The sequence below is a fragment of the Olleya sp. KJ81-1 genome, from assembly GCF_055808135.1.
Window position 1 is genome coordinate 1491821 of record NZ_CM147854.1, and the last position, 18318, is coordinate 1510138.

Genomic DNA, 18318 nt, shown 5'->3' on the forward strand with positions numbered 1-18318 from the left:
TTTTTTTTTAAAGAGCAAAATTGACATAAACGGACAATCGCTGTTTAGACTGTACATTATCACCAAATAAGTTTTGACTAACTGGTAATGTGTAGCTAGCTCCAAAGATAAATTTTTCGATAGCCAACTCGGATCCAAAGCTAAAGTTTAAAATATCTCCATTTGTATCTCTTAACGTTTCGTCGTATTGTGTAATAGAATCATATACATCTCCTGAAAGTCCAACAAATGGCATGATATTCATTTTTTGTCGCGGAATTGCAGTAAAAAAGTTTACTGCATAACTAAATTGATCTCCAAATTGGTAGTCATTTTTATTTTCGCCCTTTAAATAATAACTAAGTAGCGTATTGACACCAAATTTGTCACTTCCATAATTATAACCTAAAGAAAAAACACCATCAACACTACCTGTCCCAACTTGAAATCCAGGATTAATATTATCTGCTAATCTTTGTTCAAATTGGCCAGTAGGTAATTTAACACCTAAACCAAACTGCAGACTATGTCCTGATGGTTCTTTATTAGGGTTAAAGTCTACGACGTTTTCATCTTTCTTTTTATAAAACACGTGTTTGTACCATCCTATAACACTTGCATCTCCTAATCCGTTTAGGTTTTCTTTTACGTTATTAAAGTCTCTTGTCAAATCTTGATATGGTAGACTTGTAGTAACATAAAAAGAATCATTAATTGGTATTTGAGCCCATAATTGTATGGTATTAAAGGTTTCCTTGCTAATTGGAGAGTTTTCAAAAATCCCGTTTTTAGACTCAAAATTTTGATAAATATATCTTAAACCAACAAAGTTAGCATTGCTTAAAGTTCCAAAACCAAAACTTCCGCTACTTGTAGAACAGCCACATAAATCACATAATACCTGAAATGGTTCATGTTTATTACAAGGGTTTACGGGATTATGTGCTTCCGCTTTAGCGACACTAAATAAAACGACTCCTATTATTAAATATTTAATATTCTGCAAAACGTTCATCTTCTAAAAATTGATTATCGGTTAATGTTTTTAAGAAAGCTATTAAACTCTCTTTTTCGTATGCTGAAAGTGAGATACCGTAAGTCCCATCTGTTTTTTGTAATGACGCATCTACATTACCATTATCCACAATACCAGAATCGTAAAAATCTAAGACGACTTCTAAGGTAGAAAAACGTCCATCGTGCATATAAGGATAAGACACCTCTACATTACGTAAGCTTGGCACTTTAAACTTATACAAATCGTCTGGGTTTTCTAGTATATTAAAACGTCCTTTATCGTTTAATTGTGGATTAATTGGCAAACCATTGTTTCTAAAGGTTTGATCTGTAAAAAGGTCTGAAGCATGACAGCTTGAGCACTTATTTTGAAACGTATTTAAACCATCCAACTCTGTTGTTGTTAATGTAACATTATCTTCTTGCCTAACATACTTATCGTACTTAGAGTTAGAAGAAATCATCATTAACATAAATTGAGACAATGCTTTTAACATGTTTTCCGTATTGACTTCTCCACCATCAAATGCTTTAGCAAATTGCTCTTGATAATAACTGTCCTGTTGTAATTTTGCAATAACATTGGATAAGGTTTCACCCATTTCTAACTCGCTAGTAATAGGAAGTATGGGTTGCAAATCCAAATGCGATGCTGCACCATCCCACATAAAGGATGTTTGATAAGCTAAATTTTGGATTGGTTGTGCATTTCTTAAACCAATTCCTCCATTTACACCATGACTTAAATTATGTCCATGGTGTGTAAAAGCAAAAGCTTGCTCATGACAAAAAGCACAAGCTATTGCACCATTAGAGGATAATTTACCTTCGTAAAATAGTCTTTTACCCAATTCAAAACCTGCGTCTGTTATAGGATTATTATCCAAATTATAAGTTATATCTGGAAAATTAGATGGCAAATCTAACTGTAAAGGTATGGGAACATAGTTTGCTGTATCTGTACTATTAGAACACGCAAACAGTGTAACCAAGCCCAAAATTATAAGGCTTAACTTTTTCATAATAATGAGATTTAAAACACCATTAAAAGCACTTAGCCTTTAATGGTGTTATTAGATAAGTTTTAATCGTTATGTACGTGATGTACCTCAAACATTGTAGCTATGTTTGTTGCGATTATTGGTGTCTCATTAACATCTGTATGTACTTGATCATAACCATCAGCAAAATTAGCTGTTGTTGTACCATCAAAAACTTTAGCTATATCTGCCTTAATATGTACTTCTGGTGTTTTATCTGCTCTAACCAAAACTGTATTTGGAAAACTTAACGTTACTTCCTTATAATTATCTAATGCTGTCCCAACGCTTCCCATATGCACTGCTAATGGTTGGTCAGACACTGCACTTGTAGAATAGGTACCATCTAATCTAATAAATTTATATCCAGAAGCCCAACTCCACATCATACCTTGGTCTGTTGCATAGTCTAAAAAAGTACCTTGACCTGCTGCACCTAAAGCAAATCTGTCTTGGTCAATACCAACACCAAAAGTAACAGATACGTAATCAGCTGCGTCCACACCTTCTAATGTCACAAAGATTTCGCCTGCATTATTACCATCAAGCTCGTTAATAATAAATACGTTATCCTCTGTTGGGTATTCAAAAATATTACCATTAGAATCCGTAAATCTTACGTTACTAATCATGTATTTTAACGTTTCTAATTTAAAAGATTCTGAATTAGATTTATTGTAAGTGGTACCAAATATAAAATCCTGATCACCAACTCCATTGTCATACTTAAGTGTAATTACACCTGTTTGTCCTGTTAAATCTTCTGGTTGATTATTATCATCATCTGATGAACATGCTGTAAATATTGCACACGCTAATAGTGCAAATGTGTATTTTAATAATTTCATTTGTATTGTTATTTTTTATTTAAATAGAATGTAATTAAGCCTATTTTGGCTTAAGCCGAAAAATAAAAAATTATACTATTGGAGGTTTAAAATGAAAATAATCAAAGTTGTAAGAATACCTTTGGTTATAAATCGTTGTATTTTTTTGATTAAAAAACACTAGCGAAGAAGCGTCTAGAGTATATTGGTATTCCGAGTAAAATACAGGAAAAAAAGATTCTGCTAAAGTAGTTATTGCTTTACTATCATTATCATCATTTATTGGTGATTGCAATTGTTTTGCTAAATGACATTTACCATTACAGGCTAATTGTGGTTTTTCTTTATTAACACAATAGGTATCTATAATGTAATCTATATTTAACTGAAAATAAGCCACATAACCAACGTAATACATAGGACGTATTGCGAAGGATAAAAACAATAATATTGTAAATAGTTTTTTCAGGGAAAAATAAATTTTTGCAAAGTTATAGCATTTAGTTCAAATTTATAACATTACTTATGTTATTTATATAAAAAAAGCGACCTGTTGGTCGCTTTTTAGTTTTATATTTTTAAGTGTTTAGATATATTAAACATTGGTCTAATTTTGGGTTTTGCTGTACTAAAGACTCAATATACACTTTAAGCTCTTCTACCTCATATGGTAAAAGTCGCTCTAAGGCTTTTTGGACTTCTTTGCAAAACAACGTGGTATCAAAACTAACTTTTTGCAGTACAGTTTTAGTGTACTCAAACATTGCTCTTGCCATAATTAATTATTAGGTTTAGTTAAATAAAAAGTAATAGTATGCTATAGGCAAACGGTTTAAAAGTTTCGATTAAAGGTAGCAAAAAAATAGGTTCAAAATTGATGCATCCAAAATTTTAACAGTTAAAAACACGTTAAAATTATTTAATTAGAAGCGATTATCACCATCCAACAAGTCACCTAAACCACCAAGAATACTACCTTCGCCTTTGCTTTTCCCTCCTCTTGGTACACTTTGCAATACACGTCCTGCTAACCTACTAAATGGTAATGATTGAATATATACTACACCTGGACCTTCTAATTTTGCAAAAAATAAACCTTCACCACCAAAAACGGTATTTTTAATACCTCCAATAAACTCTATATCATAATTTACGTCCTGAGTAAAGCCAACGATACATCCTGTATCAACCCTTAATGTCTCTCCTCGTTGCAATACTTTTCTTGCTAAAGTTCCTCCTGCATGTACAAAAGCTAATCCGTCTCCTTCTAATTTTTGCATAATAAAACCTTCACCTCCAAAAAGACCACGACCTAATTTTTTACTAAATTCTACACCTACACTAACACCTTTTGCTGCACATAAAAAAGCATCTTTTTGACATATAAACTTACCTTTGTATTCTAGCAAATCAATAGCTACAATTTTTCCAGGATAAGGTGACGCAAAACTTACTTTACGCTTTCCTGTCAAGTTGTTGTAAAATGCTGTCATAAACAAACTTTCTCCAGTTAACAATCGTTTTCCTGCTCCAAATATTTTTCCTAAAAAACCAGAATCGTTTTGAGAGCCATCACCAAATATGGTTTCCATTTTAATACCATCATCCATCATCATAAAGCTTCCTGCTTCGGCAATAACGCCTTCTTGTGGATCAAGTTCTACTTCTACATATTGCATTTCTTCGCCATAAATTTTATAATCTATGTCGTGTGCATTTAAACTGTTTTGAGGTAATTCGTCTTTTGGATACATATTTGTAAAGGTTTAATTTATTATATGTTGCTTAATTGTACAATTTGTTACAATTGGAGTTTAGCTTTTTACTTTAATAGACCATTCAAAATTAAATGTTGATACTACTACTCCATCAGTATTAGTACCAATAGCCTGCATCCAAATAGTTTGACCTTCTCCAGTTTTTATAGCATTTTGTAATGCTTGATCTACTTTTAAACCATCATTACACACAAAGGTAATTCTGCCTGTAGCCTTTTTAGTAAACGTAGCATTATTAGAGGTGACTAACATGGATACTTTTTTACCTGTTTCTTGTATTTTCTTCATCATCATGGCACCAGTTGCAAATTCCGCAGCCATACCTTGAACAGCCCAAAACATAGAATTAAAAGGGTTTTGATTAAACCATCTATGCTTTACAGTTGTTACGCATTGTGTATCATTTAAAACTTTTGTTCTAACACCACACAAAAAAGCTGATGGTAACTTAAGTATTGTAAAGGTGTTGAGTTTACTAGGAGTTATCTTCATTATATATTCAATTTTTAGCTAAATTATCGAAAATAATTGACATTACACTATGTTAAAAATATGTTAATTTTTAGTACTTTGTATTGCATAATACCTTTTTAAAGATATATATTTGCATAAGAAACTATTATATACTTTTGAATTATGGTTACCAGTCATCAAAAAAATCTTGCAACATTTATTCATTTATCAACTTTTTCTAGGTTTATATTTCCTTTCGGAAATTTAATAGCTCCAATAGTATTATGGGTTGCTAATAAAGATAAATCAGAGTTTATTGATGCCCATGGTAAACAAGCTATTAATTTTCAGTTTAGTATTTTATTGTATGCTTTAATCATTGGTACGTTATGTATACCGTTTTTTGCTTTCACTTTATTTAACCATTTAGACTTATTAGATTTTCAGGCTTTTGAAGGCATTAATATTAATCTTACCAAACCGTCACCTCTATTTTATATTGGTGGTAGCATTGGACTACTAGCAGTATTTGGTTTTATATTAGAAATTATTTTTATAATTAATGCAAGTCTAAAAGCAAGAGATGGTCAAGCATACAAATATCCATTTACAATAAAATTTATCAAATAATACACATCATCAATCAATCAAATCATCAAAAAACGAACAGTTTAATTATGAAACATCTTACAGAATTATGAAGATAGAAAACACAAAAGCACAAATGCGCAAAGGTGTTCTGGAATACTGCATCTTGTCAGTCTTAAAGGACGAAGATGCATACGTTGCCGAAATATTAGAAACACTTAAAGACGCTAAATTATTAGTTGTTGAAGGCACAATATACCCTTTATTAACACGACTTAAAAACGCTGGATTACTTAACTATCGTTGGGAAGAATCCACCTCTGGACCACCACGTAAATATTACGGATTGACAGAAACAGGTCATCTTTTTTTAAAAGAATTAACCACGACTTGGAACGAATTACAAAATGCAGTAAATATAGTAACATCAATTAAATCAACTAAAAATGAATAAGACAGTCAATATAAATTTAGCAGGTATATTTTTTCATATCGATGAAGATGCATACTTAAAACTGCAACGTTATCTTGAGGCTATAAAACGTTCATTTACAGACTCTCAAGGTCGTTCTGAAATTATCGCTGATATAGAAATTAGAATTGCCGAGTTGTTTTCTGAACGTATGAAAACAGACCGACAAGTTATTGGAAATAAAGAAGTTGAGGATGTTATTACCATCATGGGACAACCTGAAGATTATTTGGTAGATGACGAAATTTTTGAGGACGAACCTACTCCAAAAAGCCATGCTTCATCAAGATCTAAAAACAGTAATGCTAAAAAACTATTTAGAGATACCGATAACAGCTATGTTGGTGGTGTCTGTTCTGGATTAGCACACTACTTTAATATTGATGTTATTTGGGTAAGATTAGTTTGGATACTTCTAGTATTTGGAGCTGGTACTGGTATTTTCTTGTACATATTATTATGGATTTTTATTCCAGAAGCAACCACGACTGCTGATAAGTTAAACATGACTGGAGAAGAAGTCACTATTTCTAATATCGAAAAAAAATTAGAGACGGATTTGATAGCGTATCAGAGAATGTAAAAAATATAGATTTTCAAAAACATGCGGACAAGTTTAAAGAAGGCTTTGGACAAGCGTCAGACAACATATCAGATTCGGTAAAAAAGATAGATACAAATAAGATCAAATCTAGTAGTAAATCCTTTTTTGGAGGTTTAGGAAACGTTATTTCATCTTTATTTAAAATTTTTTCTAAATTTATTGGTATTGCACTTGTAGTATCATGCGTTGCTGGTATCATCGCTTTAGCAATAGGTTTAATATTTGGGACCTTTTTTAATGCCGATTTTGGCTTTTTTACCACAGATTATGTTAGAACTTTCAATGATGGTGATGGGCTTTTTTGGTTATTTCCAGTCTTAATATTTATAGTATCTGTTATCCCAATTATTTTCTTTATTTACTTAGGCTTAAAGATATTAGTAAACAACCTAAAACCAATGGGTAACGTTGCTAAATACAGTTTAATTGGATTATGGATTATGGCAATAATTGGATTGGCTATTATTGGTACAAGACAAGGCTTAAGCTATAAAGAAAAAGCTGCAGACATTAAAACAGAACAATTAGCAAACATTAAAACTAATGATACTTTAGTGATTAGCATGAATTACAACGACACCTTTGCTGAACGTTTTAGACGTGATTATGGGTTACAACGTGCTGATGACGATAACGGAAACGAGATTGTGTTTTCTCAAGGTATTAGACTAATTGTTAAGTCTACTAAAGATAGTGTTGCTAAACTTAGAGTGGATAAATCAGCTAGAGGAAGCAGCTATAGTAAAGCTAAAGACAGAGCAAAAAACATAAGCTATAATTACACTTTGGATAACAATAACTTAATATTAGACAATTACTTTACAGTCTCTAACAACGACATATCAAGAGATCAAGAAGTAGAACTAACGGTTTATCTTCCTGAAGGAAGCGTATTATTTGCTGAAGAAAGCACGTATAATTACCACAGAAACAACAGTCATTATTATAACGATATTTTAGATAACGGAATGGAAGAACACTTTTTACTAGTAAAACGTGCTAAATTAGAATGTTTGGATTGTGATGACGATAATGACATGACTTCAGATAACGACAACACCTCAACCATAGTTGTAAACCAGGAAGGTATAGTGGCAAAAACAGACACTATGGATATTATTATTAACGACGAAGGTGCAAAAGCAAGTACAAAAAACGTAAAAGTCACTATTAATGAAGAAGATGGTATTAACATAACCAATAACAAAGACGAGAATTAAAATCATACAATCATCAATCAAATCAAAAACCAACAATTATGATCGCATTAATCGAGTATCTAGTATCATCAATCGTGTCTATTTTGTTTTAATTTAGACCAAATTTTACAACAACAATCAATCAAAAAAACCAGCCATCTCAAGCTTTAATCAAGTTTGGGATGGTTTTTGCTTATATTTGTACTAACAAATCAATTTACTTAAATGTCAAAACAATTACTTACATTATTTTTACTTCTTACCACTACATTTACGTTTGCACAAAAAAAGAAAAGGTTAAAGGCAGTCGTGTGCTTACAAAGGTATCCACTCCTGTTACTGCTTTTGAACGTTTACTTTTAACAGAAGATTTTGAAGTTAATTTAGTACAAGCAGATTCAACTAGAATTGAAATTACTACAGACGAAAACCTACATAATTACATTAAAATAATGTCTCAGGATAACACCTTAAGTTTAAAGACAACTGCTAGGCTACAAGAAAAAAAGCTTGAAATAACCATATATTATAATTCGCTTTTAAATACTATCGAGCTTAAGGAGGATGCAGAAATCAGTTCTAAATCTAGCTTAAAATTTGATGACTTAACATTAACAACCTCAAGTAGTTCAGAAGCTTACTTAACAATAGATAGTAACTTATTTAAACTAATAAATAATGATAAAGCTAAAGCTGAATTAAATATTACTGCAAAAGCTGCTACTTTAGAGTTAAACGGAAGCAGTAAGGTTGAGGCATTAATTAACGCGTCCAAAATAGTCGTTGATATGTTAGAGAGTGCAGATGCAAAAATTGAAGGTGATACAGCTAATTTAATATTAAATGCTGATAACTCGACGGATTTTAATGGCCAAAATTTAACATCAAAAAACGCAACTGTTACTACAGAAAATAGAGCTGAAGCTTACGTAGATGTTAGTGGAGAATTAGTGGTAAAAGCCTCAGGATCTTCAATAATAGAAATCTTTGGAAGCTCTAAAATCACAATTGAAACCTTTGAGGATAATGCTATTTTAAAGAAAAAATAAGACTATTATATTAATAAAATAAAAGAATAAAAAAACAAAAAAAACCGAAGCAATTGCTTCGGTTTTTTTTGTTTTAAAATTTAAATACTAGTTATAAGTAGAAGTACTAACCTCAAAAGAAGAATCTTTAGCTGCTAAATAACGTTCTGCATCTAAAGCTGCCATACATCCTGTACCTGCTGCTGTTATAGCTTGTCTGTACACATGGTCTGCAGCATCTCCACTAACAAAAACCCCATCAATATTTGTCTTAGAGGTTCCTGGTTTAGCATTAATAATGTAACCTGTTTCATCTAAATCTAAAAAGCCTTTAAAAATATCTGTATTAGGTTTGTGTCCAATTGCTACAAAAAATCCAGTCGCTGGAATTAAGTGTGATTGCTTTGTTTGGTTATTTAAAACCTTAACACCTGTTACAACCTGACCGTCACCAATAACTTCTTCCGTTTCGGTATTAAAAAGGATTTCTATGTTTTTTGTATTTTTAACACGTTCAGCCATAATTTTAGACGCTCTAAACTCATCACGTCTAACTAACATGGTTACCTTAGTACATAATTTTGATAAGTAATGTGCTTCTTCACAAGCACTATCTCCTGCTCCAACAATTACCACTTCTTGATTTCTGTAGAAAAAACCATCGCAAACAGCACAAGCAGAAACTCCTCCTCCTAGTTTTAAATATTTTTGCTCAGAGTCTAACCCTAAATATTTAGCACTTGCTCCAGTTGATATAATTACGGTATCACAGTGGATTTCTTTTTCACCATTAACCCATACTTTATGTACATCTCCAGAAAAATCTACCTTAGTAATCCAACCATCTCTAACATCTGTTTCAAAACGTTCAGCTTGCTTTTGTAGCTCCATCATCATTGCTGGACCAGTAATACCTTCTGGGTAACCAGGAAAATTCTCAACTTCGTTTGTAGTTGTTAATTGTCCACCAGGTTGTGTTCCTTGGTATAAAACAGGTTTCATATTAGCTCTTGCTGCATATATTGCTGCTGTATATCCTGCAGGTCCAGAACCTATTATCAAACATTTTACTTTTTCTATATTCTCTGACATATTATATTCATTTTTATCTTCTACAAAAGTAGAATTTTTATAAGAAAACTTACACTAGACTTATTAAAAGTTATTATTAAAGAATAAAGAGTTCTTATAGTCTATTTTTTTCTTTTTTTAAGAAAACTTTATTTGAAATATTCTAACTTGAAACTCTAATTTAATTTTAAAAACCAATGGGTGTGATAGCGACAAACACTAATAAAAATACGTTTTACTATAATTCTAACTCTAATGTAGACAAACAAACATTAGCATATATCCAAGATAGTGTAAAAAAAACGTTAACAATTGATGTTTCAAAAACTAAAGTTTCTGACACTCAATGGATAGAAATTGCTGCTAAATTAAATATAGCTGTAGCTGAACTAATAAATAAAGAGCATCCAGATTTTACTAAAAATTATGATAATAAAGCGGTATTAACGGATGAGGATTGGATTAAAGTAATACAAAACAATCCAGAAGTACTTGCTAATTCTATATTGGTAATTGAAGATAAATTTTATAAAATTGAAACACCATCTCAAGTAAGACAGCTTTTAGGTACTAATAATTAATTTAAAAGTTTTTAATGTTCTGATATAAACTTGTAAACTGTACCAATAAACAAAGCTACAAATACAAAAAAACACAGCTTAGCCAAAAATGCTAAGTTTCCTGCTAGGTCACCAAAACCAAAAATAGCTGATATAAATGCAAGAATTATAAAAAAGATAGTCCAGCGCATAATTAATTGTTTTAAATATTATTCAAATTTACAATTTATGCAACCTTATATAATACTGTTTAACACGCATTTACAAAGACTTTAACTGCACTTAACATAAGCACACTGCTATTTAAGACGTTATTAAGAAATCCCAATTAAAATTCTGGCTGATATGATTTTAAAAGTCGCATTAAAGCGCTTTCCATGGGTGTGAAGTGATCTGGTATTTGCTTCTTTTTTTAGGAGATTCAAAATAATTAACAATGGTACCTTCTTCGTAATTTTCAATAATTGCTGGATGTATATAATATTTACGACAGACATTTCTTGTATTTCCTAATTGACTAGATGTAACATCCATAGCGTGTAAAATATGTTCCTTATTTAATTTTGGATCTTCTGTGTATCCTAATTCCTTTAAGGTTTCAAAACAAATTATACTTGCAGCCCATGTTCTAAAATCTTTTGCAGTAAAAAGCGTCCCACTTAAATCTTGTAAATAATTATTTAACATAGCACTATCAATCTTTTGTTTTTCCCCATTAGCATCGTAATACTGAAACAACTCCCAACCAGGAATTTCTTCACATTTATTAACTAATTTTATTAGCTTTTTATTTCTAATAGAAACTTTGTGTGCTTTACCTTTTTTACCAACAAATTCAAACTGAATTTTATCCTTAAAAGTATTTACATGTTTAGACCTTAATGTAGTAAGACCATAGGTTTCATTACGTTTAGCATATTGTGTGTTACCAATCCGTATATGTGTTTCTTCCATTAATCTTACAATCAATGCTAATACTTTGGTTTGCGTCCATGTGGTTTGGTCCAAATCAACCTCTACTTGTGCTCTTATGTTAGGTAACTGTTGCCCAAAAAGATACATTTTATAAAATTTGGTTTGATTTCTAATTTTACTCCATTTAGGATGGTACCTATATTGTTTTCTATTTTTAGCATCACGACCTACCACTTGTAAGTGACCGTTTTTTAACTGAGAAATTTTTACATTATTCCACGCTGGAGGAATGACCAACTGTTTAATTCTGTTTATTTCATTTTTCTCCTTGATGACTCTATTTTTAAGTTTAAAAATAAAGTCATCATCTAAACGTTCTCTAATTATCTTTAAATGAGAAGGATTGGTATAAACCAAATCAAATTCTTCTATAACCTGTTCTGGTTGTAAAAGAATTTGATTGTAAATATCTGTATGTAAAGCTTTCACTTATAAATCTATAAATTAGTATCCATATACGATCTATAATCTTTTGCTAACGCTGTTTTTTGGGTGTCATTAAAAACTTTTCCTGCCAACTGAAAAAACTTGTGTTCTTCATCTTCTAGATGATGCTCTACTTTTTCTTTAAGATCTTTAGCTAGTTTAAGCCAAGCTGAAGAGCTATATTCCGTATCATCCAATTGCTCTAATAATTCGTCAATTTCGTGATGTTCCGCAATACCATGTCTAGCTTTTTCCTGCATCATGTCATTACTTATAAGTGGTTTGTAAAAATGACGCTCTTCCGCTTCTGCATGAATATTTAATTCATTTTTTAACTGCTTATAAATCTTATCTCGTTGTTTACTATCTCCTGTAGTTTTTACTAACTGATCTAGTAATTCCCTTTGGGTATCATGGTCTTTTCTTATGGATTCAAATATGGTCATTGGTTGATTTTTAATGGTTAGATTATTTTATTATTTTTTTGAATAACATCATCATTCCAAATTTTGTAAACATTTTATAACCTGTTTGTAACCAATTTGGAGGTTGCACAGCTTCTTTAAAGTCTCCTTTAATAGATTTTAATTCTTCCCATGCAATTTGCTTTTCAAGACTAAGTCTTTTAAGGTCATTCTCTAAATCGTGTTCTGTTTTATATTGTTTCATCATTATTCAAAAAATGTTTTTGACAGTGATTGAATAACCTTACTGTTAATCTGTTTTCTTATTAAATAAATAACTGCAGAAAATAACATAAAAATAAGACCGACAATTAAAAAGCCAAGTGAAAAACTATCTAACATGTTACCTATAGCAATTGCTCCAGCAACCGCTACAAAAACAAATCCTATAAGTATTAATCCACCAATTAATAATGATTTTAAAACTAAACTAATTGACATTGTCAATTGCTGAAAAACCTTTAGCTTGTAATACTCATGGGATTTTTTTAAATATTCTTCACCTTTATCAATCGCTTGATTCGAGGTATCTTGTATGGATTCAAAAACAGTCATCTATTTTTGAAGTTTTTTATTCTTCGCTTTTAAATCTTTTAATTTACTTTCTAACGTCGTAATTACATCGTCTGCTTTATAACTTGCATCAGAAATTACAGTTTCTAACTGAGAATCTAAACTATGTTTTTGTGACGTTATAGTACTAGCTACTTGATCCTTTAAATGCAAAGCACTATCTGCTAATTTATCCTTAGTAGCAATTGCGTCGTCCTTAAGTTTTTTTCTTGTATTTACACCTTTATCTGGTGCAAATAATATTCCTAAAGTTGCTCCAATTGCTCCTCCTAATAATAGTCCTAACGCTGTATTTGTGTTCTTGCTCATTTTATTTTTTTTATAGTTAATATTTATACTGATGGTTTGTATCAGCTTGAAACAAAGATAAAATATAAGCGTTTAATTATTCTTAATAAAACTTTAAATAAATTGATAAATCTATGTTAAAATAAGATTTAAATCAGAAATTACTATGGATTATTTATAATTTTAACAAAAAATAAAACCAATGAAAAAGCAAATAATCACAACTAATCCGCATACAGGTGACGTAATTAATAAATATAATTATCACACACCAGAAGAAATTTCTAACATATTAACTGTTTCAAACACAACGTTTGAAACTTGGAGCCAAACCGAAATTCCTAACAGAACCAAATTATTAAAAAACTTAGCTAATCTATTAGAAGAAAACAAAGAAGATTATGCCACATTAATGGCAACCGAAATGGGAAAACCTATAGAACAAGGTATTGCCGAAATTGAAAAATGTGCTGTCCTTTGTGATTTTTACATTGCTAATGCAGACAACTTTTTATCTGATCAAATCATTAAAACTGAAGCTTCAGAAAGTTTTATAAGCTACGATCCCTTAGGTACAATATTAGCCATAATGCCTTGGAATTATCCCTTTTGGCAAGTTTTTAGATTTGCTGTTCCAACATTGACAGCTGGTAATGTGGGGCTTTTAAAACATGCATCAAATTCAACAGGTACAGCAATTGCGATACAAAAATTATTTATCGATGCAGGTTATCCTGAAGGATGTTTTCAAGCTTTACTAATTAACCACAAGGATTTAGAAGCGGTAATCCAAAATGATATAGTAAAAGCAGTGACACTTACTGGTAGCGAAAAAGCTGGAAAAAGTATAGCAGCCATTGCTGGAAAAAGCCTTAAAAAAACGGTATTAGAATTAGGTGGTAATAATGCTTGTGTTGTATTAGATGACGCAAATTTAGATAAATATTTAGACACAATGGTCAGCGCCAGAATGCAAAATAATGGTCAAAGTTGTATTGCTGCGAAACGGTTTATTGTTACAGAAAAAATTTACGACACTTTTTTAGAGCAATTCACTAAAAAGGTAAACGCTTTAAAATATGGAAAACCTGAAGACAAAGACACCTATATGAGCGTCATGGCAAGAGAAGATTTAGCTGAAGAATTAGAAAAACAAGTAACCGAGTCATTAAAAAAAGGCGCAACTGTGCACTATGGTAATACCAGAGAAAAAGCAAAGTACCAACCAACTATAATTACTAATGTTACGCCTGGAATGCCAGTTTTTGATGAAGAAACTTTTGGACCTGTAGCAGCAATCATTAAAGCTAAGGATAAACAAGATGCTTTACAGCTAGCAAAAAATTCTAGATTCGGTTTGGGTACAATGATTTTCACAAATGATATTGATGGCATTTATGATAATATCAGTCAAATCCCTGATGGTGCTTTATTTATAAACGAAATGGTAAAATCTGATCCTAGATTGCCTTTCGGCGGAACAAAAGCCTCAGGTTATGGTAGAGAATTGTCAAAAGAAGGAATATTAGAATTTGTAAACACAAAAACAGTATACATTAACAAATAAAACTAAAATATGAGTTTAATAAAAGATAAAAACGAAGATAGAAAAGATTACATTTTACAAAAAGATAAAACAACTAAATTAACAAGTGGCTTTGTAGTAATAATATTACTATTGCTTGTCGTGGCAGTATTAATTTCTGGTTTCTTTTTCAAATGGTTTTAATAAGGTTTAAATATATTCTGTACTAACAAAAAAGTTTTCATTATTTTTTTCGTAAATTGTATTAAATCAACAACTTAATTCACGAATTATGAAAAATACAATACTACTTTCAGTAATTCTGCTACTATTTTTTTCTTGTAATAATAATAGTGACATAAACCGCGAAACCAGCAAAAAAGATTTTACAGAAATTAAAACAGACAATAAAAGTAAAAATCTTCAAGGCGCATGGCAATTAGTAAGCTTCTATAACTATGTCAACGATAAAATCAAAGATTCCACAATCTCCAATGCCAATCAAAAACAAATTAAATTGTTTACCGATGGAAAATTTATGTGGAGTAAAAAAAGACCTGCAGATTCAACCGAATGGTTTGCTTTTGGTAAATACAACATTAATGATAATATTCTAACTGAACATGTTGAATATGGATCATTATCTATGGATAATATAATGAAACTTCGAAAAACCTTTGAATACGAACTAATACTGTCAAAAAATAGATTTAGTCAAGTAGAATTGGACGAGAATGGCTCAAGAATATATTCAGAAAATTATATAAAATTAGAATAAAAAAAGCTTCAGTAAAACTGAAGCTTTTTTTTGGTCGGGGTGGCAGGATTCGAACCTGCGGCCTCCACGTCCCAAACGTGGCGCGATAACCGGGCTACGCTACACCCCGAATTGATTATCATTTCCTCAAAGGGTTTCCTTTTTAGAGGTGCAAATATACATCTTTTCTTTTAACTAAAACCAGAAAATATATTAAAATTCTAAAACCGTAAGACAACAACACCAAAACAAGCTAAAAATCAATCGTTTAACCTAAAAGTTTATTCAAAAATTATAAAACATTTTACTTTATTTTATTATTCAAAAGCTAAAGTTTATAAAAAAATTACAGCAGGACGTAAACAATAACACTTTACCAAATTAATACGTTATAAAAATACCAATTAGATAACTTAGAATTATTAAATTTGTCACCAAAGATTTAATAATAGAATATGCTTATAATTGGAATTGCAGGAGGTACTGGTTGTGGAAAAACAACAGTTGTTAATCAAATTTTAAATCAGTTGCCTGAAGGCGAAGTTGGGATAATTTCTCAAGATTCGTATTATAAAGATACAAGCCACTTGTCTTATGACGAACGAATCAAAATCAACTTTGACCATCCAAGATCTATAGATTTTGATTTGTTAGAACAACATCTAAAAGATTTAAAAGATGGACAAATCATAGAACAACCTGTATATTCATTTGTAAAACACAACAGAACAGGAGACACCATCAAAACAAAACCAAGAAAAGTTATGATAGTGGAAGGTATTTTGATACTAACACACCCTGAACTAAGAGAAATGTTTGATATTAAAATATTTGTTCATGCAGACAGCGACGAACGATTAATAAGAAGATTAAAACGAGATATCACTGAACGAGGAAGAGATATAGACGAGGTTTTAGCAAGATATCAAAACACACTAAAACCAATGCATCAACAGTTTATACAACCAATGATGGAATATGCTGACATAATAATACCTAACAATAAGTATAATACTGTAGCAGTGGACATTGTTAAGACCATTATTAACGAAAAACTACAATAACAAATACAATGAAGTGGTACAAAAACATATACATAATTATCCTTATCAGTTTTGGTGTATGGATGATTTTTTTGACACCAACTCATTAATAAGTCATCACGAAGTCAACCAAGAATACAACAAGCTGGAAGACGAGAAAGATTACTATAAAAAAGAAATTGCAAAAGATAAAAAAGCTATAAAAAAACTAAGTACAGAAGATGGTTTAGAGACTTTTGCAAGAGAAAAATATTACATGAAAAAAGAAAACGAAGATATTTATATCATCGAGTATGAAGACAGTTTAAAAATTAAAAACAATGACTAAATCCCTTTTTTCTGCATTTGAAAAAGTATCATCTAAAGCTTGGAAACAAAAAATCCAAGTAGACTTAAAAGGTGCTGATTACAACGATACACTAATTTGGAAAACGACTGAAGGTATTGATGTACGTCCTTTTTATCATCAAGACGAAATGTTGGATACTTTAAAACTACAACCACAACAATGGTCTGTTGGTCAAATTATTTTTGTTCAAAATGAAAAAGCATCTAACAGTAAAGCCATAGATGCTATTGAAAGAGGTGCCGAAACCATTAAATTTATAATTCCAAATAAAGAAACTTCAGCTTTAAAAACACTTGAGAATATAGATTTAAACGCTACTAAAATACAATTAGAATTACTATTTTCAGATTCAGAATATATTAGTAACCTAAACACAATAGCTTCTAACATACAAGTTATTGTTGACCCTGTTGGTCATTTGGCAGCTACAGGAAATTGGTTTGAAACCACTAACAATGCGCTTGTTTTATCAAATCAAATTACAGTTAACACCACGACTTATCAAAATGCTGGTGCTTCAATTATACAACAATTAGCTTACGGACTAGCGCACCTAAACGAATACTTTAACGATAAAACCTACAATAGTAAGGAGTTAAAAAAAGTGTTTTTTAATACAGCTATTGGTACTAACTATTTTTTTGAAATAGCAAAACTTAGAGCCTTACGCTCGCTATATAATACCTTAGCAGCAGAGTACAATTGCCAAGCTCAATTAATTATTAATGCTATTCCTACCAAACGTAATAAAACAATTTACGATTACAACACCAATATGTTACGTACTACTACAGAGTGCATGAGTGCTATACTTGGTGGTGCAAACACAGTATTTAATTTACCTTACGATGCCATTTACCATAAAGACAACGAGTTTGGAGAGCGTATAGCACGTAATCAACTTTTAATTTTAAAAAACGAAAGCTATTTTGACGCTGTAAATAATGCATCAGATGGTAGTTATTATATTGAAACCTTAACAACACAGTTAGCAGAAAAAGCTTTAACCTTATTTAAAGATATTGAAGCTAATGGTGGTTTTATTGCTCAGTTAAAAGAAGGCATTATTCAGAAAAAAATTAAAGAAAGTGCAACCAAAGAACAAGACTTGTTTGATAATGGTAAAATCACATTATTAGGAACTAATAAACATCCTAATAAAGATGATAAAATGAAAGATGAATTAGAGTTATTTCCGTTTTTAAAAACTAACCCAAGAAAAACTCTGATTATTCCTATAATAGAAAAAAGACTTGCTGAAACTTTAGAACAAAACAGATTAAAAACCGAATAAATTTTTAC

Annotated in this window: 26 protein-coding genes and 1 tRNA gene; 12 read left to right on the top strand and 15 right to left on the bottom strand. The window is 30.8% G+C overall.

The annotated features are described in order from the left end of the window. Window positions 1-7 precede the first annotated feature (7 nt). The 7 genes from AC0L3M_RS07080 to AC0L3M_RS07110 all read right to left on the bottom strand — a co-directional run bounded on the left by AC0L3M_RS07080 (window position 8) and on the right by AC0L3M_RS07110 (window position 5133). Complete coding sequence (locus AC0L3M_RS07080; RefSeq protein WP_473432343.1) at window positions 8-994, bottom strand: transporter family protein; 987 nt, start codon at window positions 992-994, stop codon at window positions 8-10. Continuing rightward, window positions 972-2018: a cytochrome-c peroxidase gene (locus tag AC0L3M_RS07085; protein WP_473432344.1), complete on the bottom strand. Its 1047-nt coding sequence runs from the start codon at window positions 2016-2018 to the stop codon at window positions 972-974. Before AC0L3M_RS07085 ends, AC0L3M_RS07080 begins: the two co-directional genes overlap by 23 nt. 62 nt (window positions 2019-2080) lie before the next feature. Then, a complete protein-coding gene (locus tag AC0L3M_RS07090; protein ID WP_339808573.1) occupies window positions 2081-2884 on the bottom strand; it encodes an MbnP family protein in 804 nt (267 codons plus the stop codon). A gap of 70 nt (window positions 2885-2954) precedes the next feature. Next, window positions 2955-3308 (bottom strand): hypothetical protein, encoded by a 354-nt coding sequence (locus AC0L3M_RS07095; RefSeq protein WP_292947557.1) that lies wholly within the window; start codon window positions 3306-3308, stop codon window positions 2955-2957. A 133-nt stretch (window positions 3309-3441) separates the two neighbouring features. Beyond that, window positions 3442-3639, bottom strand: coding sequence for a hypothetical protein (locus tag AC0L3M_RS07100; protein ID WP_028281676.1), 198 nt, complete (start codon window positions 3637-3639; stop codon window positions 3442-3444). Between the two features lie 147 nt (window positions 3640-3786). Continuing rightward, window positions 3787-4617, bottom strand: a complete 831-nt coding sequence (locus AC0L3M_RS07105; protein WP_145002280.1) for a TIGR00266 family protein — start codon at window positions 4615-4617, stop codon at window positions 3787-3789. 60 nt (window positions 4618-4677) lie between these two features. Next, window positions 4678-5133, bottom strand: a complete 456-nt coding sequence (locus tag AC0L3M_RS07110; protein WP_292947562.1) for a DUF4442 domain-containing protein — start codon at window positions 5131-5133, stop codon at window positions 4678-4680. 144 nt (window positions 5134-5277) lie between these two features. Here AC0L3M_RS07110 and AC0L3M_RS07115 point away from each other — a divergent pair, with 144 nt between their 5' ends. The 5 genes from AC0L3M_RS07115 (at window position 5278) to AC0L3M_RS07135 (ending at window position 9006) form a co-directional block, all read left to right on the top strand. Beyond that, window positions 5278-5724, top strand: a complete 447-nt coding sequence (locus tag AC0L3M_RS07115) for a DUF4870 domain-containing protein (RefSeq protein ID WP_292947564.1) — start codon at window positions 5278-5280, stop codon at window positions 5722-5724. Window positions 5725-5791: 67 nt separating this feature from the next. Next, complete coding sequence (locus AC0L3M_RS07120; RefSeq protein ID WP_145002286.1) at window positions 5792-6136, top strand: PadR family transcriptional regulator; 345 nt, start codon at window positions 5792-5794, stop codon at window positions 6134-6136. Then, window positions 6129-6737 (top strand): PspC domain-containing protein, encoded by a 609-nt coding sequence (locus tag AC0L3M_RS07125; RefSeq protein ID WP_473432345.1) that lies wholly within the window; start codon window positions 6129-6131, stop codon window positions 6735-6737. Before AC0L3M_RS07120 ends, AC0L3M_RS07125 begins: the two co-directional genes overlap by 8 nt. Before the next feature lie 146 nt (window positions 6738-6883). Further along, window positions 6884-7978, top strand: coding sequence for a hypothetical protein (locus tag AC0L3M_RS07130; protein WP_473432483.1), 1095 nt, complete (start codon window positions 6884-6886; stop codon window positions 7976-7978). 290 nt (window positions 7979-8268) lie between these two features. Further along, window positions 8269-9006 carry a GIN domain-containing protein gene (locus tag AC0L3M_RS07135; protein WP_473432346.1) on the top strand — a complete coding sequence of 246 codons (738 nt, stop codon included), beginning with the start codon at window positions 8269-8271 and terminating at the stop codon, window positions 9004-9006. A gap of 87 nt (window positions 9007-9093) precedes the next feature. Here AC0L3M_RS07135 and trxB read toward each other — a convergent pair whose 3' ends face one another. Continuing rightward, window positions 9094-10077, bottom strand: coding sequence for a thioredoxin-disulfide reductase (gene trxB, locus AC0L3M_RS07140; RefSeq protein ID WP_473432347.1), 984 nt, complete (start codon window positions 10075-10077; stop codon window positions 9094-9096). Between the two features lie 176 nt (window positions 10078-10253). On the opposite strand from trxB, the gene AC0L3M_RS07145 reads away from it, so the two are divergent. Beyond that, a complete protein-coding gene (locus tag AC0L3M_RS07145; RefSeq protein ID WP_473432348.1) occupies window positions 10254-10637 on the top strand; it encodes an arsenate reductase family protein in 384 nt (127 codons plus the stop codon). Between the two features lie 11 nt (window positions 10638-10648). Here AC0L3M_RS07145 and AC0L3M_RS07150 read toward each other — a convergent pair whose 3' ends face one another. From AC0L3M_RS07150 to AC0L3M_RS07175, 6 genes are all read right to left on the bottom strand, one after another. Then, window positions 10649-10807 (bottom strand): DUF1328 domain-containing protein, encoded by a 159-nt coding sequence (locus tag AC0L3M_RS07150; RefSeq protein WP_145002296.1) that lies wholly within the window; start codon window positions 10805-10807, stop codon window positions 10649-10651. Window positions 10808-10979: 172 nt separating this feature from the next. After that, window positions 10980-12020, bottom strand: coding sequence for a DNA topoisomerase IB (locus AC0L3M_RS07155; protein WP_473432349.1), 1041 nt, complete (start codon window positions 12018-12020; stop codon window positions 10980-10982). A gap of 8 nt (window positions 12021-12028) precedes the next feature. After that, on the bottom strand, window positions 12029-12463 hold the full coding sequence (locus tag AC0L3M_RS07160) for a hemerythrin domain-containing protein (RefSeq protein WP_473432350.1): 435 nt from the start codon (window positions 12461-12463) through the stop codon (window positions 12029-12031). A gap of 22 nt (window positions 12464-12485) precedes the next feature. Further along, the gene (locus AC0L3M_RS07165; protein ID WP_145002302.1) at window positions 12486-12689 is read right to left on the bottom strand and encodes a hypothetical protein; all 204 of its coding nucleotides are present in this window, start codon (window positions 12687-12689) and stop codon (window positions 12486-12488) included. Continuing rightward, window positions 12689-13036, bottom strand: coding sequence for a hypothetical protein (locus tag AC0L3M_RS07170; protein ID WP_292947582.1), 348 nt, complete (start codon window positions 13034-13036; stop codon window positions 12689-12691). Before AC0L3M_RS07170 ends, AC0L3M_RS07165 begins: the two co-directional genes overlap by 1 nt. Then, complete coding sequence (locus tag AC0L3M_RS07175; RefSeq protein ID WP_292947585.1) at window positions 13037-13363, bottom strand: YtxH domain-containing protein; 327 nt, start codon at window positions 13361-13363, stop codon at window positions 13037-13039. It lies immediately after the preceding gene. A 181-nt stretch (window positions 13364-13544) separates the two neighbouring features. Here AC0L3M_RS07175 and AC0L3M_RS07180 point away from each other — a divergent pair, with 181 nt between their 5' ends. From AC0L3M_RS07180 to AC0L3M_RS07190, 3 genes are all read left to right on the top strand, one after another. Continuing rightward, window positions 13545-14909, top strand: coding sequence for an NAD-dependent succinate-semialdehyde dehydrogenase (locus AC0L3M_RS07180; protein ID WP_473432351.1), 1365 nt, complete (start codon window positions 13545-13547; stop codon window positions 14907-14909). 9 nt (window positions 14910-14918) lie between these two features. Further along, the gene (locus AC0L3M_RS07185; protein ID WP_341587097.1) at window positions 14919-15071 is read left to right on the top strand and encodes a hypothetical protein; all 153 of its coding nucleotides are present in this window, start codon (window positions 14919-14921) and stop codon (window positions 15069-15071) included. Between the two features lie 88 nt (window positions 15072-15159). Further along, the gene (locus AC0L3M_RS07190) at window positions 15160-15645 is read left to right on the top strand and encodes a hypothetical protein (protein WP_473432352.1); all 486 of its coding nucleotides are present in this window, start codon (window positions 15160-15162) and stop codon (window positions 15643-15645) included. Window positions 15646-15676: 31 nt separating this feature from the next. Here the strand turns inward: AC0L3M_RS07190 and AC0L3M_RS07195 are convergent. Continuing rightward, window positions 15677-15754, bottom strand: a tRNA-Pro gene (locus AC0L3M_RS07195). Window positions 15755-16079: 325 nt separating this feature from the next. On the opposite strand from AC0L3M_RS07195, the gene udk reads away from it, so the two are divergent. The 3 genes from udk to AC0L3M_RS07210 are packed head-to-tail and all read left to right on the top strand — an operon-like array spanning window position 16080 to window position 18310. Next, the gene (gene udk / locus AC0L3M_RS07200; protein ID WP_145002328.1) at window positions 16080-16688 is read left to right on the top strand and encodes a uridine kinase; all 609 of its coding nucleotides are present in this window, start codon (window positions 16080-16082) and stop codon (window positions 16686-16688) included. A 13-nt stretch (window positions 16689-16701) separates the two neighbouring features. After that, entirely contained in the window at window positions 16702-16995 is a 294-nt protein-coding gene (locus tag AC0L3M_RS07205; RefSeq protein WP_473432353.1) for an FtsB family cell division protein, read from the top strand. Then, complete coding sequence (locus AC0L3M_RS07210) at window positions 16988-18310, top strand: methylmalonyl-CoA mutase subunit beta (RefSeq protein ID WP_473432354.1); 1323 nt, start codon at window positions 16988-16990, stop codon at window positions 18308-18310. The genes AC0L3M_RS07205 and AC0L3M_RS07210 overlap by 8 nt, the downstream gene beginning before the upstream one ends. The last annotated feature ends 8 nt before the right edge of the window (window positions 18311-18318 follow it).

What these genes read in the sequence shown, in the direction of transcription:
- AC0L3M_RS07080 (WP_473432343.1), bottom strand. Translation starts at nt 994, where the DNA reads ATGAACGTTTTGCAGAATATTAAATATTTAATAATAGGAGTCGTTTTA.
- AC0L3M_RS07085 (WP_473432344.1), bottom strand. Translation starts at nt 2,018, where the DNA reads ATGAAAAAGTTAAGCCTTATAATTTTGGGCTTGGTTACACTGTTTGCG.
- AC0L3M_RS07090 (WP_339808573.1), bottom strand. Translation starts at nt 2,884, where the DNA reads ATGAAATTATTAAAATACACATTTGCACTATTAGCGTGTGCAATATTT.
- AC0L3M_RS07100 (WP_028281676.1), bottom strand. Translation starts at nt 3,639, where the DNA reads ATGGCAAGAGCAATGTTTGAGTACACTAAAACTGTACTGCAAAAAGTT.
- AC0L3M_RS07105 (WP_145002280.1), bottom strand. Translation starts at nt 4,617, where the DNA reads ATGTATCCAAAAGACGAATTACCTCAAAACAGTTTAAATGCACACGAC.
- AC0L3M_RS07110 (WP_292947562.1), bottom strand. Translation starts at nt 5,133, where the DNA reads ATGAAGATAACTCCTAGTAAACTCAACACCTTTACAATACTTAAGTTA.
- AC0L3M_RS07115 (WP_292947564.1), top strand. Translation starts at nt 5,278, where the DNA reads ATGGTTACCAGTCATCAAAAAAATCTTGCAACATTTATTCATTTATCA.
- AC0L3M_RS07120 (WP_145002286.1), top strand. Translation starts at nt 5,792, where the DNA reads ATGAAGATAGAAAACACAAAAGCACAAATGCGCAAAGGTGTTCTGGAA.
- AC0L3M_RS07125 (WP_473432345.1), top strand. Translation starts at nt 6,129, where the DNA reads ATGAATAAGACAGTCAATATAAATTTAGCAGGTATATTTTTTCATATC.
- trxB (WP_473432347.1), bottom strand. Translation starts at nt 10,077, where the DNA reads ATGTCAGAGAATATAGAAAAAGTAAAATGTTTGATAATAGGTTCTGGA.
- AC0L3M_RS07145 (WP_473432348.1), top strand. Translation starts at nt 10,254, where the DNA reads ATGGGTGTGATAGCGACAAACACTAATAAAAATACGTTTTACTATAAT.
- AC0L3M_RS07150 (WP_145002296.1), bottom strand. Translation starts at nt 10,807, where the DNA reads ATGCGCTGGACTATCTTTTTTATAATTCTTGCATTTATATCAGCTATT.
- AC0L3M_RS07160 (WP_473432350.1), bottom strand. Translation starts at nt 12,463, where the DNA reads ATGACCATATTTGAATCCATAAGAAAAGACCATGATACCCAAAGGGAA.
- AC0L3M_RS07165 (WP_145002302.1), bottom strand. Translation starts at nt 12,689, where the DNA reads ATGATGAAACAATATAAAACAGAACACGATTTAGAGAATGACCTTAAA.
- AC0L3M_RS07170 (WP_292947582.1), bottom strand. Translation starts at nt 13,036, where the DNA reads ATGACTGTTTTTGAATCCATACAAGATACCTCGAATCAAGCGATTGAT.
- AC0L3M_RS07175 (WP_292947585.1), bottom strand. Translation starts at nt 13,363, where the DNA reads ATGAGCAAGAACACAAATACAGCGTTAGGACTATTATTAGGAGGAGCA.
- AC0L3M_RS07180 (WP_473432351.1), top strand. Translation starts at nt 13,545, where the DNA reads ATGAAAAAGCAAATAATCACAACTAATCCGCATACAGGTGACGTAATT.
- AC0L3M_RS07185 (WP_341587097.1), top strand. Translation starts at nt 14,919, where the DNA reads ATGAGTTTAATAAAAGATAAAAACGAAGATAGAAAAGATTACATTTTA.
- AC0L3M_RS07190 (WP_473432352.1), top strand. Translation starts at nt 15,160, where the DNA reads ATGAAAAATACAATACTACTTTCAGTAATTCTGCTACTATTTTTTTCT.
- udk (WP_145002328.1), top strand. Translation starts at nt 16,080, where the DNA reads ATGCTTATAATTGGAATTGCAGGAGGTACTGGTTGTGGAAAAACAACA.
- AC0L3M_RS07210 (WP_473432354.1), top strand. Translation starts at nt 16,988, where the DNA reads ATGACTAAATCCCTTTTTTCTGCATTTGAAAAAGTATCATCTAAAGCT.